Source organism: Pseudolysinimonas sp. (genome assembly GCF_044239695.1).
Classification (GTDB): domain Bacteria; phylum Actinomycetota; class Actinomycetes; order Actinomycetales; family Microbacteriaceae; genus Pseudolysinimonas_A.
Genome location: NZ_JBIIAW010000003.1, coordinates 57,213 through 70,135, shown reverse-complemented (window position 1 = coordinate 70,135; position 12,923 = coordinate 57,213). Strand labels below are relative to the sequence as shown.

Below are 12,923 nucleotides of genomic sequence, written 5' to 3'. Positions count from 1 at the left end.
GCGATCTCGCCGGCTTCCTTCGTGGCCTGACGCTCGGCGTCGTTGAAGTACGCGGGAACGGTGATGACGGCGTCGGTCACGTCTTCGCCCAGGTACTGCTCGGCGTCGCGCTTCAGCTTCGCCAGGATGCGCGCCGAGATCTCCTGCGGCGTGTACTTCTTGCTGTCGACGTCGGTCTTCCAGTCGGTACCCATGTGGCGCTTGACGGACGCGATCGTGCGGTCGACGTTGGTGACGGCCTGGCGCTTGGCGGTCTCGCCGACCAGCACCTCGCTGTCCTTGGTGAAGGCGACGACCGACGGGGTCGTCCGGAAGCCTTCGGCGTTCGCGATGACGGTGGGCTCCCCACCTTCGAGCACGGCGACCACCGAGTTGGTGGTTCCGAGGTCGATTCCGACTGCGCGGGCCATGTGCGTGTGTACTCCTTGGTCTCTGGGTCGCGCGGCTTGAGTCGCGCAGGCTCAAGTTTGCACCTGTGGATAACTTCTGTCAAGCGGGGTTGAGCCACCACGGCTCAACCCCGAGCGAACCCTCAGGGAGTAGCGTTCGAGTGGCTCGGATCAGCGTCGATACCGGGCGTTCACCTCACGGAAGTAGCGTGCCGCCATGACCGATCCCCGCCCGAACCTGCCGAACCCGACTGCGACCGTCGACGAACTGGGCGTCAGCGGACTCGAGCTGCAGAAGGAGCCGGTGCCGCGCAAGCGGGTCATCGCCTGGGCGTTCTGGGACTGGGCCGCGCAGCCGTACAACACCGTCATCCTGAGCTTCGTCTGGGCGCCGCTCTACCTGCAGGACGCCGAGCTGTTCGGGATGCCGGGGCAGACCGACGACGACCTGTCCGGTCAGATGGGGCTCATCATCGGTCTCGGAGCGCTCATCATCGCGCTCGTCGCCCCCGTGCTCGGGCAGCGCAACGACGCCGCCGGCAACCGCAAGAAGTGGCTCGGCATCTGGACAGGGCTGCTGATCGTCGCCACCGGAGCCCTGTTCTTCGTCGAGCCCGCGCCCGGCTACTTCCTCTTCGGCGCGATCCTCATCGCGTTCGCGAGCGTCATCAGCGAGATCGCCGCCGTCAACTACTACGCGATGCTCACGCAGGTCTCGACGAGGTCGACCGTCGGCCGGGTCAGCGGGCTCGGCTGGGGCTTCGGCTACCTCGGCGGCATCATCATGCTGACGCTCGTCATCGCCTGGCAGCTCTCCGGATGGTCAGGGCTCGACCAGTCGACCGGCCTCCGCCTCGTCGCCGTCGGCTGCGCGGTCTGGACCCTCGTCTTCTGCATCCCGCTGTTCCTCGCCGTGCCGGAGGCCGCGCCCGCCGCGGGCCGGCCGCGCGTGAACTTCTTCCGCTCGTACGTCGTGCTGTTCCAGGACATCCGTCAGCTGTGGCGCGAGGCGCGCGGCATCTTCTGGTTCCTGCTCGCGAGCGCCGTCTACCGCGACGGGCTCGCCGGCATCTTCACCTTCGCCGGGTCGATCGCCGCGATCACGTTCGGGTTCGACTTCTTCGGCGTCGTGATCTTCGGTGTCGTCGCGAACGTCGTCGCCGGGATCAGCACGATCATCTCGGGACGCTTCGACGACGCCTTCGGCCCGAAGCGCGTCATCGTGTTCGCCCTCACCGGCCTCGTGATCGTCGGCATCCTGGTGTTCTCTCTGCGCGACCTCGGACCGGCCGTGTTCTGGGCGGGTGGGCTCACCCTCGCGGCGTTCGTCGGACCCGCGCAGACGGCGAGCCGCTCGCTGCTGACCCGCATCGCCCCGGCCGGTCGTGAGGGCGAGATCTTCGGCCTCTACGCCACCACCGGCCGCGCCACTAGCTTCTTCTCACCGCTGCTCTGGGGCGCGTTCATCGCGCTCTCGGGCGGGGTGCAGGCCTGGGGCATCGTCGGCATCCTGCTCATCCTCGCGGTGGGCCTGGTGCTGTTCCTCTTCGTGAAGCTGCCGCAGCAGGTTCAGGGCGCGGCGGGCGCCACGAAGGCGTAGGCGATCAGCAGCATCGTGACGCCGAACCCGGTCGCGAAGTTGAGCCAGAGGAACCGGCGCCACCCCCGGTTGGCGTCGGGCGCGGTCTCGTCGGTGACCCGCCACCAGCCGGCGACGTTGATCGCATACGGCAGGGCGAGCACGGCACCGAGCGGACCCGGCCAGTCCGTGGCGAGCAGCAGGATGCCGGCGAGCAGGTAGAGCACGACCGAGAGGCGCACGGTGCGGCGCGCCCCGATGACGGTGGCGATCGAGCCGATCCCGCCTTCCCGGTCGGCCACGACATCCTGAACCGCTCCGAAGGCGTGCGACGCCGCGCCCCAGAGGAAGAACGCGGCGAGCAGCGCGTACAGCGCCGGCGTGAAGTCGGCGCCGGCCAGCAGCAGGCCGTAGACCGCGGGCGAGACGAAGTGGGTGCTCGAGGTGAGCGAGTCCAGCACGGGGCGCTCCTTGAAACGCAGGCCCGCGGCCGAATACGCGACGACCGCGAAGAGGCTCACGGCCAGCGCCGCCCAACTCGCCGGGTCGCCGACCACGACGAGGTAGACCACGAAGGGCAGCGCGAGGATGCCGGACAGCCAGAGCACGAGGCGGTGCCAGCGCGGCTCGAGCAGCGCACCCTCGACGCCACCCTTGCGCGGGTTGCGCAGATCCGACTGGTAGTCGAAGACGTCGTTGATGCCGTACATCGCGAAGTTGTACGGCACGAGGAAGAACAGGGTGCCGACGATCAGCGTCGCATCGATCTCGCGCGTCGTCATGAAGTAGGCCGCGGCGAACGGGAACGCCGTGTTCACCCAGCTCAGCGGGCGGCTCGTGAGGAACAGCGAACGCATCATTCGGATGCCCGTCTCGACACGCGCTGCGCGCTACTCGACGACCGAGGGGTCAGCAGCGACCAGAGCGACGGCAGCAGCACGAGGGCGGCGATCGCGTAGGCGAAGTCCTCGAGGGGGGCGACGCCGATCTTCGCGCCCGAGATCAGCGCGGGGTCGTAGCCCACGATGCCGGTGCCGACCAGGACGTTGTCGAAGATCGCCGTCAGCACGAGCACGACGATCGCGGCGAGGCCGATGCCGCGCCACGACGGTGACCGGCGGGCGATCAGGGCGACCACGGCGACGAGAGCGACTAGGGCGAGGAACGGGGCGTTGAGCATCCAGTACGTCATGCGTCTGCGCTCCCGGTTTCGATACGCGTGCGGCTACGCCGCCCGCTACTCAACCCACGGGAGAGGGCGGCATAGGAGTTCATCGTCGTGAAGATGAGGAGGGTGAGGAAGAAGAGTTCCTCGAGGGGGAGTTCGGGCGCCAGCAGCACGCCGGTCAGCAGCCCGGGATTGCCGCGGAAGAAGATGCCGAGGGTGATGCCGGCGACGTCCCAGGCGAGGAAGAACGCCAGGCCGACGACGAGCACGATCGCCGCGCGGAGGGGTGCCGCGGCGAAGAACAGCTTGAACCGCAGGTCGAGCACGACCATCCCGGCGATCGACACGAGCAGCGCGCCGAGGTACAGGAAGTTCACCCCAGCATCCGCCCGGTCGCGGTCGTGGTGACGCTGCGCAGCGGGGCCTCGAGCGGACCCGCGGTGGTGTCGCCGCGCAGGCGCTTGACGAGCACCTCGGCGGAGATCAGGCACATCGGCAGGCCGATGCCGGGGATCGTCGACGACCCGACGTAGTAGAGGTTCTTCACCCGCTTCGACATGTTGCCGGGGCGGAAGAAGGCGCTCTGCTTGAGGATGTGGGCCGGCCCGAGCGCCGTGCCCTTCCAGGCGTTCAGGTCGCTCACGAAGTCGGCGGGGCCGACGGTGCGGCGCAGCACGATGCGGGTCGCCAGGTCGGGGATGCCGGCCTCCTCCGCGATGCGCGCGATCACCGAGTCGGCGAGCGCCTCCATCCGTTCGTCGCCCGCGCCGTCGAGACCGCCGTGGCCGAGCCCCGGGTCGGCGGGCAGCGGAACGAGCACGAACACGTTCTCGGTGCCCTCGGGCGCGACCGACGGGTCGATGCCGCTCGGCTTGCAGACGTAGAACGACGGCACGTCCGGGATGCGCGGGGTCTTGCCGAAGATCGCCTCGAAGTTCGCCGCCCAGGCCTGCGCGAAGAACAGGGTGTGGTGCTCGAGTTCGGGCAGCTCCCCCTGCACCCCGAGGTAGACCAGCAGAGCCGAGGGTCCCGCGACGGCTTTCTGCCAGTACTCCTCCGGGTACGACCGGGAGGAGTCGTCGGTGAGCAGCACCGTCTCGGTGTGGTGCAGGTCGGCCGCCGACACGACCATGTCGGCCTCGATCACCTCGCCGTCGGCGAGTTCGACGCCCGTCGCGACGCCGTCGGTCACGATAATGCGCCGCACCTGGGCCCCGGCCCGCAGCTCGGCCCCGGCGGCGCGGGCGAGGTTCTCGATCGACGAGATCACGCGGGTGAAGCCGCCGACCGGATAGAGCACGCCGTCGACGAGGTCGAGGTGGCTCATCAGCGAGTACATGCTCGGGGCGAGGGCGGGTGCCGAGCCGAGGAAGACCGCCGGATAGCCGAGCACCTGCCGCAGCCGGATGTCCTTCACGGTGCGGTTGACCAGCTTGTCCAGCGGCTCGAGCAGCAGACGCCCGAGCCGGCCGCCGCTCGCGATCACCTCGCCGCGGAACACCGGACCGAGCTTCACGAACGTCGAGTAGAGGAAGCGCTCCTTGGCGAGTTCGTAGATCTCGCGGGCGCGATCGAGGTACTTCGCGACCTTGAGCGCCGAGCCCGGCTCGAGGCGGTCGAAGGTCTCGAGCGTCTCGTGCACGTCGGCGGAGACATCCACCGGCTCCTTCTCGCCCTCGGCGTAGACGCGGTAGCCGGGGTCGAGCTGCACGAGCTCGAGTTCGGCCGCCGCGCTCGTGCCGAGCAGCCGGTAGAAGTGGTCGAAGACCTCGGGCATCAGGTACCAGGACGGGCCGGTGTCGAAGCGGAAGCCGTCCTTCTCCCACGACCCGGCGCGCCCGCCGAACTCGGCGTTGCGTTCGAGCAGCACGACCTCGTGGCCCTCGCGGCTGAGCAGAGCGGCGGCGGCGAGACCGCCGATCCCGCCTCCGATGAGAACGATGCGGCTCATGCGCGGCCTCCTGTGGTCGTGGCGGCGGCGAGCGCGATGCGCAGCTTCACCGGGTCGGGAACCCGCACGCGGGTGGTGATCAGAACGGATGCCGGGGTGCGGCGGATGCGCCGCGACAGTTCCGCGAACAGGCCGTGGGCGAGCGCGACCGCGCGCCGCGAGCTGGGCGGGAGGAGCGGGAGGGTCGCCGCGGCGTGGGCGAGGTCGGCGTCGATGTCGTCGACCAGGGCGAGCTTCTCGGTGTCGGTCAGCCGGGAGACGTCGATGCCGGGGAAGTAGCTACGACCCAGCTTGTCGTGGTCGGCCGCCAGGTCGCGGAGGAAGTTGACCTTCTGGAACGCCGCGCCGAGCGCGCGGGCACCCCGTTCGAGCGTCTCGAGTTCGGCCGGGGTGCGCTCGTGGCCGACGAGGAAGACCCGGAGGCACATCAGACCGACCACCTCGGCGGAGCCGTACACGTACTCCGCGAAACTCGCCGCGTCGTGCACCGTCTCGTGCAGGTCGGCGCGCATCGAGGCGAAGAACGGCTTCGTCAGCTCCGGGCCGAATCCCGCCGCCCGGGCGGTGCGGGCGAAGGCGTGCACGACGAGGTCGGCCGAGTAGCCCTCGTCGAGCGCGCGTTCGGTCTCCTCCTCGTAGGCGTTGAGCAGCCGGCCCGTGGCCAGCCGGTCGAGGCCCGCCTCTTCGGCCCCGCCGTCGACGATCTCGTCGGCGACCCGCACGAGCGCGTAGATGTTCTCCACCGGCTGCCGGATGCCGGCCCCGAGCAGCCGCGCCGCCATCCCGAACGACGTGGAGTAGCGGCGGATGACGAGACTCGCCGTCGCCTGCGCCACCTCGTCGTAGAGGGTGAGGCGCGGTCCCCCGTCGCCTCCCTTGTCGCGGCTCACTTGACGCGACCGAGGATCGCGTCGGCGACGGGATGCAGTTCCGCGCGCAGGGCCGCCGGGATGTGCGGCTCGACCAGGCGCGCGAGGGCGCGGTTGGCGTAGTAGCGCGCGAGGCCTTCGGCGAAGCCGCGGGCTCCGGACTGCACGAGGTGGGCGCGGAGGCGCGCGGCCCCCGCGTCGTCGAGTTCGGGATCGCCGAACAGGGCGGTGAGCTCCTCCCAGCCGGGGGCGGAGGAGGCGTAGGCGATCAGCACCGTGCGCTTGCCCTCGCGCAGGTCGCCGATCGTCGTCTTGCCGGTCTCGGATTCGGCGCCGAACACGCCGAGCACGTCGTCGACGAGCTGATAGGCGATGCCGATCTCGCGCCCGAACTCGCCCAGCGTCGCGACCGTCTCCTCGGAGGCACCGGCCAGGATCGCGCCCGCCTGGAGCGGCCCCTCGAACGAGTACACGGCGGTCTTCAACCGCTCCATCGCGAGGATGTCGTCGACGTGCGGCGCCTCGGGGCGGAGGGTGAAGTCGATGTCGATCAACTCGCCGGCCGCACTCGCGAAGAGGGCCTCGTCCATGACCTCGAGCAGCCGACCGCGCACCTCGTCGCCGACGCCGCTCTTGTCGATCAGCCGGTAGGCGTTGAACAGGGCGAGGTCGCCCGCGATGACGGCGGCGCTGATGCCGTGGTGCTCGGCGACCCGCGGCTCGACCCCCGCCGCGACCGCGCGGTCGCGGAAGGTGCCCGAGACGTTGGGCAGGCCCCGGCGCACGAAGTCGTGGTCGATGACGTCGTCGTGCACGCACAGCGACGTGTGCAGCAGCTCGAACGCGGCACCGACGTAGGCGGCGGCCTCACGATCGGTGCCGCCGAGCGACTCGTAGGCGGCGAACACCATCCGGGGACGGAAGCGCTTGCCCCCCGTCGTCGCGGCTTCGATCGAATCCCAGAGGGAGAGGTAGGCGGCACCCAAGGGTGCGGCACGCTTGCGGGCTAGGCTGAACAGACGCGCCAGAACGGCGTCGACCTGCGACTGCCGCTCCGCCGCCGTCGCGACCCCAGCATCCATTCAGGCAGACTACCTCCCCCCATGTCACAGCCCCCAGGACTTCCGGCCCCCGAGCAGGTCGTGCTCCTCGCCGAAGACGGTTCGCCGATCGGCGTCGCCGACAAGGCGACCGTGCACGACGAGAACACCCCGCTGCACCTCGCCTTCTCGTGCCACGTCTTCGACGCCCGCGGACGCATGCTCGTCACCCGCCGCGCGATCACGAAACTGACCTTCCCGGGCGTCTGGACCAACGCCTTCTGCGGCCATCCCGCCCCCGGCGAGGACCTCGAGGATGCCGTGCGCCGCCGGGGCCTGCGGGAGCTCGCCCTGCCGATCGGCGACCTCGACCTGGTGCTGCCCGGCTTCCGCTACCGCGCCGTCGACTCCGGCGGCGTCGTCGAGAACGAGATCTGCCCGGTGTTCCGCACGATCGCCCGCGACGACCCGATGCCCAAGCCCGACGAGGTCGACGACTGGGCCTGGGTGGTGCCCGCCGACCTGGCGAAGGCGGTCGCGGCGACGCCGTTCGCGTTCAGCCCCTGGCTCGTGCTGCAGCTCAAGCAGTGGAAGCCGACGCCTCCCCCTCGCTCGTGACCCCGCGGGTCGAGTGCCGCGCGTCGCGCGGTGTATCGAGACCCTCTAGCTGCCCGGGGCTCAGCTCCCCGCCGACCCCGCGTCGGTCGTCGTGACGTCGGTGCGGTGGAAGTTCTGGAACGACCGGGATGCCGTCGGCCCGCGCTGCCCCTGGTAGCGGTTGCCGTACTGGCCCGAACCGTACGGGTTGTCGACGGGGGAGCTCGTGCGGATGAAACAGAGCTGCCCGATCTTCATCCCCGGCCAGAGCTTGATCGGCAGCGTCGCCACGTTGCTCAGCTCGAGCGTGACGTGTCCGGAGAATCCGGGATCGACGAAGCCGGCGGTGGAGTGCGTGAGCAGTCCGAGGCGCCCGAGGCTCGACTTGCCTTCGAGCCGCGCGGCGACATCGTCGGGCAGCGTGACCAGCTCGAACGTCGAGCCGAGCACGAACTCGCCCGGGTGCAGGATGAACGGCTCGTCGGGCTTCGTCTCGATGAGCCGGGTCAGCTCGGGCTGATCCTCGGCGGGATCGATGAACGGGTACTTGTGGTTGTCGAAGAGCCGGAAGAACCGGTCGAGGCGCACGTCGATGCTCGACGGCTGGATCATCTCGCGGTCGAGCGGGTCGAGGCCGATGCGGCCTTCATCCAGTTCCTTGCGGATGTCGCGGTCGCTCAGCAGCATGGGACGAGGCTACCGGGCTCGGTTAGACTGTCGAAGTCGGTGACGGGGCTCCACCCCCTCACCGATACGCGGATGTAGTTCAATGGCAGAACTTCAGCTTCCCAAGCTGATAGCGCGGGTTCGATTCCCGTCATCCGCTCGGAGTACTCAACCCTGAGATCCAAGCGATCGACGGGCTGAGCAGCCTCCAGCCGAAAGCGAGTTCAGACCCTTTCGTGGACGCACGTGGACTCACGTGCCTACGAGAGAGGCTCGTGATGAGTCGCAAACCCCGCAAGACCCCGGGCGGCTGGGGAACCGTAGAACTGCTCCCCTCTGGCCGGTACCGCGCTTTCTACCGCGTCGACGGATCGCGCTACGGCGCACCGCACACCTTCGACACCAAAGCCGCCGCGCAGGGGTGGCTCGCGCAGGAGCGGGCCGACCGGTCACGCGGCACGTGGCAGGACCCCCGGCTCGGCGACGTCACCCTCGGGGCGTACATCGGCGACTGGCTGGAGTCCCGCCCCGACCTCGCACCCCGCACCGTCGACCTGTATCGACGGACCCTTCAACGACGCGTGCTCGCCCCGGTCACCACCTCGCGCGGCCGCATCATCGACCTCGGGCGGATGCGGGTCGCGGACGTCACACCCGCTGTCGTACGCACCTGGTACGCCGCCGTGTTCGCAGCGACCCGCACCGCGGCCGAGGCGCGCCTGCGCCGTGATGCGGCGCGGCGCGCGCACCCTGCCCGAGAGTGGGCACGAGAGCGCGGCTTGGCCGCAGCGGCTACCGGGCGCCTCAGCCCCGCAGTCCTCAGCGCGTGGCGTTCAGCGGGGTCGCCGACGTCGACGCTCGCAGGCGCGCCTGACGTCGTCCCGGATGCAGCCGGCCGCACCGCCGCCGCGCACGCCTACCGAGTGCTCAGGACCGTAATGGGCACGGCCCTGCACGACGGGCTGATCGCGACCAACCCCTGCCAGATCCCGAACGCCGGAGCGGTCCGCCACCGCGAACGTGCGACGGCGAGCCCCGCCGAGGTCCGCGCGATCGCAGCGACGATGCCGGGGCCGCTCGCAGCCGCGGTGACGATCGCAGCCTGGTCGAGCCTGCGCTACGGCGAACTCTTCGCGCTCGCCCGGCGCCACGTCGACGTCGCGGCAGGAACGGTGAGCGTCGAGAGAGCACTGGTCTGCGTCCCTGGCGAACCGATCCGCTTCGGCCCCCCGAAGACCGAGCGCAGCCGACGCGTCGTGCACCTCCCCGGGTTCGTGCACGCTGCCCTGGTCGACCACCTCGATACCTACGTCGCGGCCGACCCCGAGGCGCTACTGTTCGCGATCGACGGCGCGCCGGTCACGAACGCCCGAGTCTCGTTCCTGTTCCGCAGGGCGCGAGCCGCGATCGACCGACCCGAACTCACCTGGCACGACCTCCGACACACCGGGGCGACTCTCGCTTACCGTGCGGGCGCGAGCGTCCCCGAGGTGCAGGCACGACTCGGGCACTCGACCATGCGTGCCGCGGCGATCTACGCTCACCTCGCCGAGGGCGCCGACCGCTCGCTCGCCGACCGGATCGACGCGCTCTTCGGTGCGGGCGCGCCGAGCGTACCCCTCCTGTCTCACCCCGCAGAGCGGTAACAGCGGTCACACCGTGCGGTCACATCGGTAACAGCGGGAACATTCGAAATGGCGCGACTCGACACGGCGTGTCGCGAGGAGTCACAGTCGGTCGCGAGGGTTAAGTTTTCGGCAACACGACAGAAAAGGACCCTCCCGAGCCGCCAGGCAAACGGAGGTCAGCGCCGCAAGACCGCAGCCGCCCGCCAGGCGGAAGGTCAACCCGGCACCGTGCTCCTGGGAGAGGGCCTGTCGGATGAGAGCAGCGGTCGCCCCGCTGCGTAGAAGGTCAAGGCCCGGACGGAATCGGGCTCCGAAAGTAGTAGGCCGGCGAGAGTAGCCCTCTCCATCGCACCCGTACGGGGTAAGCCGCGGTCGCCTCCCTAGGAGCACGCCCGTGACGTCTTCACCATCCCGCGAACGCCTCTACACGCCCGCCGAGCTCGCCGAGGTGCTGAGCATCACGCCGCGCCAAGCGCGCACGCTCACCCAAGGTCGAGCCCTCCGCACCGTCAAGGTCGGTCGCTCGGTCCGAGTCCCCGAGTCCGCCGTCGACGAGTACATCGAGGCGCACATGCGCCCCGTCGCCGCGAACCGATGACCGCGACCGAGCAGCGACTGCCTCTCGCAGCCCAGTTCGTCGAGCACGCTCAGAACGTCGTGCCGAGAGAGGTGTGCGCCAACCCCGGCTCGCGCGACTTCCGGCTCGCGCTCGACGAATTCGCCCGGACCCTCCCGGTCTACCTCATGCCCAGCCGACGCGAGACCCGGCAGGCGATCGCGTGCCTTCGCGATCGGGGACGACTCGCACCCTGGATGGGTCAGCCGTGACCGCGCACGACGACGAGGGCGCGGCGCTCTTCGCCTCGCACGCCCCCGGCCCCACCCGCGCCGAAGCCGCGGCCCCGCTCGTAGCCCGCCTCGCGGCCCTTGAACGGAAGGCCCTCGTCGAGCCGGCCGAATCACCCTCCCGCGCTGCACTGACGTCTGAAGCCGCTCGACTGCGGCAGAGGCTCGCCAACCCGGGCGAGTACTCGCAGGCGAGCCGCGATGACCGCATCCGCACGCGCCGCGCGCTGGGATCCGACGATGCCTGACCTCGACCAGGCCCTCGCCCTCGCTAATGCGGGCTGGGAGATCCTGCCGCTTCGCGGAAAAGTGCCGCTCACGCAGCACGGCGTCAAGGACGCCACCACCGACGAGCGGACCATTCGCGGGTGGTGGTCGACGCAAGCGCACAACGTCGGCGCTCGCGTACCGGCCACGCTCGTCGTCCTCGACTTCGACCCGCAGAACGGCGGCACCGTCGCCGACCTCGAAGCGGCGACGGGTGAGCCCCTCCCCGAGACCCTCACCGTTCACAGCGGCCGTGGCACGGGAGGGCAACACCGCTACTACCGTCGCCCCCCAGGCTCGCTGAGCGCCACCCGCCTCCCAACCGGGATCGACGTCAAGACCGACCGCGGCTACTGCGTCATGCCCCCAAGCCTCCACCCGTCGACCGGCAAGCCGTACACGTGGGCGTCGCGGCCGCCCGTCCCGCTCCCGGCGTCGGTGGTCGCCCTATTGCGTCCCGTCGAGCCGCCCAAGCGGGCGGCCCCCGCGGGCCGGACTGAGCGCAAAGCGCTGCACCTCGCCGAGTTCGTGTCAACGAGGACCGAGGGCAACCGCAACGCCGCGCTGTTCTGGGCAGCGTGCCGCGCCGCAGAAGCCGGCCTTTCCTCCGACGCCTTTGACCTCCTGGAGGCCGCGGCTTCGGTCGTCGGTCTCACCGACAGCGAGATCGCGAAGACCATCGCCTCCGCCCGCCGACGTTACGGAGCCACGTCCTCGTGACACCCCGCCCGCCCAAGGCTCCAGCCGCTCCGGCCGGAGCCGACGTCCTCGACAGCATCGAGGCATTCCTGCGACGGTTCGTCGCGTACCCATCCGAGCACGCCCGGGTCGCGCACACCGTGTGGATCGCGCACACCCACCTGGCGCGCTGCTTCGACAACTCCCCCCGCCTGGCGTTCCTGTCGCCTGAGCCGGGGAGCGGCAAGTCCCGCGCCTTGGAGGTCACCGAGCCGCTCGTGCCCGACGCCGTGCTCACCGTCAACGCCACGGTCTCCTACCTGTTCCGACGCCTCTCGGTCGAAGACGAGGTACCGCTCCCGACACTGCTGTTCGACGAGGTCGACTCGATCTTCACCAACCGACCAAGCGAATCGACCGAAGAGATCCGTGGACTGCTCAACAGCGGCTACCGCAAGGGCGCCGTCGTCGGCCGCGCGAGCGTGCGCGGCAAAGAGGTGGTGACCGAAGAATGGTCCTCGTTCGCGCCAGTCGCTATGGCAGGGCTCAACAGCCTGCCCGACACCCTGATGACGCGGTCGATCGTCATCGCGATGCGGCGCCGCAGCCCGAGCGAGCAGATCGAGCCCTACCGCCGCCGAGCCACGGAGGCCGATGCGGCGATTCTCCGCGCCGACTTGGAGCGCTGGGCCCTGAGCGCGCGGCCGCTCGTGGAAGGTGTGTGGCCCGAGTTGCCGTTGACGATCGTCGACCGCAACGCCGACGTCTGGGAGCCCCTCATCGCGATCGCGGACGCCGCGGGCGGCGAGTGGCCGACCCGACTCCGCGCCGCCGCCGTCGCGATGGTCGACGAGCAGAGCCACCGCCCCGCCACGCTCGGCATCCGGCTCCTCGCGGACCTCCGCGCCGTGTTCGACGCAGAGGGCGAGGAGGCGCTCCGCACGACGGTCATCCTCGACGCGCTGGTCTCGATGGAGACCGCGCCTTGGGCGAGCATCAAGGGCACCCCGATCGACAGCCGGTTCATCGCCCGGCAACTCTCGAAGTACGGCGTCCCGACGAACAACACGATTCGCTTCGGCTCCCTCGGCACTGCCAAGGGCTACGCCCGCCACCACCTCGCCGACGCCTGGGAGCGGTACCTGCCCGCGGAGCCCGAGACGGACGAGGCACCACCGCCGGCCTCGACGCTATTCGACGAGGACGAGCCGTTCTAGCCCCGGCGCGTGCAGCGGATCTGCGCGC

At 70.2% G+C, this 12,923-nt stretch carries 16 protein-coding genes and 1 tRNA gene; 9 read left to right on the top strand and 8 right to left on the bottom strand.

Annotated features, from left to right (window positions below; genetic code table 11):
* The coding region (locus tag ACILQS_RS01245; protein ID WP_395638273.1) for an Hsp70 family protein at positions 1 to 410 on the bottom strand (410 nt) is incomplete at its 3' end.
* Positions 411 to 606: 196 nt separating this feature from the next.
* Between ACILQS_RS01245 and ACILQS_RS01240 the strand changes: the two genes are divergently transcribed.
* Positions 607 to 1,989: an MFS transporter gene (locus ACILQS_RS01240; RefSeq protein WP_395638272.1), complete on the top strand. Its 1,383-nt coding sequence runs from the start codon at positions 607 to 609 to the stop codon at positions 1,987 to 1,989.
* Here ACILQS_RS01240 and ACILQS_RS01235 read toward each other — a convergent pair.
* From ACILQS_RS01235 to ACILQS_RS01210, 6 genes are read right to left on the bottom strand one after another with little or no spacing between them, the layout of a single operon-like run.
* Positions 1,959 to 2,828 carry a prenyltransferase gene (locus tag ACILQS_RS01235; RefSeq protein WP_395638271.1) on the bottom strand — a complete coding sequence of 290 codons (870 nt, stop codon included), beginning with the start codon at positions 2,826 to 2,828 and terminating at the stop codon, positions 1,959 to 1,961. The genes ACILQS_RS01240 and ACILQS_RS01235 overlap by 31 nt on opposite strands.
* Complete coding sequence (locus ACILQS_RS01230) at positions 2,825 to 3,160, bottom strand: lycopene cyclase domain-containing protein (protein WP_395638270.1); 336 nt, start codon at positions 3,158 to 3,160, stop codon at positions 2,825 to 2,827. The genes ACILQS_RS01235 and ACILQS_RS01230 overlap by 4 nt, the downstream gene beginning before the upstream one ends.
* Positions 3,157 to 3,513: a lycopene cyclase domain-containing protein gene (locus ACILQS_RS01225; protein ID WP_395638269.1), complete on the bottom strand. Its 357-nt coding sequence runs from the start codon at positions 3,511 to 3,513 to the stop codon at positions 3,157 to 3,159. Before ACILQS_RS01225 ends, ACILQS_RS01230 begins: the two co-directional genes overlap by 4 nt.
* The gene (crtI, locus tag ACILQS_RS01220; RefSeq protein ID WP_395638268.1) at positions 3,510 to 5,087 is read right to left on the bottom strand and encodes a phytoene desaturase family protein; all 1,578 of its coding nucleotides are present in this window, start codon (positions 5,085 to 5,087) and stop codon (positions 3,510 to 3,512) included. The genes ACILQS_RS01225 and crtI overlap by 4 nt, the downstream gene beginning before the upstream one ends.
* Positions 5,084 to 5,977: a phytoene/squalene synthase family protein gene (locus ACILQS_RS01215; protein WP_395638267.1), complete on the bottom strand. Its 894-nt coding sequence runs from the start codon at positions 5,975 to 5,977 to the stop codon at positions 5,084 to 5,086. Before ACILQS_RS01215 ends, crtI begins: the two co-directional genes overlap by 4 nt.
* A complete protein-coding gene (locus ACILQS_RS01210) occupies positions 5,974 to 7,038 on the bottom strand; it encodes a polyprenyl synthetase family protein (protein ID WP_395638266.1) in 1,065 nt (354 codons plus the stop codon). Before ACILQS_RS01210 ends, ACILQS_RS01215 begins: the two co-directional genes overlap by 4 nt.
* Positions 7,039 to 7,059: 21 nt before the next feature.
* Here ACILQS_RS01210 and idi point away from each other — a divergent pair, with 21 nt between their 5' ends.
* Positions 7,060 to 7,614: an isopentenyl-diphosphate Delta-isomerase gene (idi, locus tag ACILQS_RS01205; protein ID WP_395638265.1), complete on the top strand. Its 555-nt coding sequence runs from the start codon at positions 7,060 to 7,062 to the stop codon at positions 7,612 to 7,614.
* 60 nt (positions 7,615 to 7,674) lie between these two features.
* Here the strand turns inward: idi and dcd are convergent, their stop codons facing one another.
* Complete coding sequence (dcd, locus tag ACILQS_RS01200; protein WP_395638264.1) at positions 7,675 to 8,280, bottom strand: dCTP deaminase; 606 nt, start codon at positions 8,278 to 8,280, stop codon at positions 7,675 to 7,677.
* A gap of 68 nt (positions 8,281 to 8,348) precedes the next feature.
* Here dcd and ACILQS_RS01195 point away from each other — a divergent pair.
* The 7 genes from ACILQS_RS01195 to ACILQS_RS01165 all read left to right on the top strand — a co-directional run bounded on the left by ACILQS_RS01195 (position 8,349) and on the right by ACILQS_RS01165 (position 12,895).
* Positions 8,349 to 8,419, top strand: a tRNA-Gly gene (locus tag ACILQS_RS01195).
* Positions 8,420 to 8,537: 118 nt separating this feature from the next.
* Positions 8,538 to 9,905 carry a tyrosine-type recombinase/integrase gene (locus ACILQS_RS01190; protein ID WP_395638263.1) on the top strand — a complete coding sequence of 456 codons (1,368 nt, stop codon included), beginning with the start codon at positions 8,538 to 8,540 and terminating at the stop codon, positions 9,903 to 9,905.
* A gap of 376 nt (positions 9,906 to 10,281) precedes the next feature.
* Positions 10,282 to 10,485 (top strand): helix-turn-helix domain-containing protein, encoded by a 204-nt coding sequence (locus ACILQS_RS01185; protein ID WP_395638262.1) that lies wholly within the window; start codon positions 10,282 to 10,284, stop codon positions 10,483 to 10,485.
* The gene (locus ACILQS_RS01180; protein ID WP_395638261.1) at positions 10,482 to 10,715 is read left to right on the top strand and encodes a hypothetical protein; all 234 of its coding nucleotides are present in this window, start codon (positions 10,482 to 10,484) and stop codon (positions 10,713 to 10,715) included. Before ACILQS_RS01185 ends, ACILQS_RS01180 begins: the two co-directional genes overlap by 4 nt.
* Positions 10,712 to 10,981, top strand: coding sequence for a hypothetical protein (locus ACILQS_RS01175; protein ID WP_395638260.1), 270 nt, complete (start codon positions 10,712 to 10,714; stop codon positions 10,979 to 10,981). Before ACILQS_RS01180 ends, ACILQS_RS01175 begins: the two co-directional genes overlap by 4 nt.
* On the top strand, positions 10,974 to 11,720 hold the full coding sequence (locus ACILQS_RS01170; protein ID WP_395638259.1) for a bifunctional DNA primase/polymerase: 747 nt from the start codon (positions 10,974 to 10,976) through the stop codon (positions 11,718 to 11,720). Before ACILQS_RS01175 ends, ACILQS_RS01170 begins: the two co-directional genes overlap by 8 nt.
* Complete coding sequence (locus ACILQS_RS01165) at positions 11,717 to 12,895, top strand: DUF3631 domain-containing protein (RefSeq protein ID WP_395638258.1); 1,179 nt, start codon at positions 11,717 to 11,719, stop codon at positions 12,893 to 12,895. The genes ACILQS_RS01170 and ACILQS_RS01165 overlap by 4 nt, the downstream gene beginning before the upstream one ends.
* Positions 12,896 to 12,923 lie beyond the last annotated feature (28 nt).

Coding starts and splice junctions, on each gene's coding strand:
- ACILQS_RS01240 (WP_395638272.1), top strand. CDS start 607: ATGACCGATCCCCGCCCGAACCTGCCGAACCCGACTGCGACCGTCGAC.
- ACILQS_RS01170 (WP_395638259.1), top strand. CDS start 10,974: ATGCCTGACCTCGACCAGGCCCTCGCCCTCGCTAATGCGGGCTGGGAG.
- dcd (WP_395638264.1), bottom strand. CDS start 8,280: ATGCTGCTGAGCGACCGCGACATCCGCAAGGAACTGGATGAAGGCCGC.
- ACILQS_RS01230 (WP_395638270.1), bottom strand. CDS start 3,160: ATGACGTACTGGATGCTCAACGCCCCGTTCCTCGCCCTAGTCGCTCTC.
- ACILQS_RS01210 (WP_395638266.1), bottom strand. CDS start 7,038: ATGGATGCTGGGGTCGCGACGGCGGCGGAGCGGCAGTCGCAGGTCGAC.
- ACILQS_RS01190 (WP_395638263.1), top strand. CDS start 8,538: ATGAGTCGCAAACCCCGCAAGACCCCGGGCGGCTGGGGAACCGTAGAA.
- idi (WP_395638265.1), top strand. CDS start 7,060: ATGTCACAGCCCCCAGGACTTCCGGCCCCCGAGCAGGTCGTGCTCCTC.
- ACILQS_RS01235 (WP_395638271.1), bottom strand. CDS start 2,828: ATGATGCGTTCGCTGTTCCTCACGAGCCGCCCGCTGAGCTGGGTGAAC.
- crtI (WP_395638268.1), bottom strand. CDS start 5,087: ATGAGCCGCATCGTTCTCATCGGAGGCGGGATCGGCGGTCTCGCCGCC.
- ACILQS_RS01180 (WP_395638261.1), top strand. CDS start 10,482: ATGACCGCGACCGAGCAGCGACTGCCTCTCGCAGCCCAGTTCGTCGAG.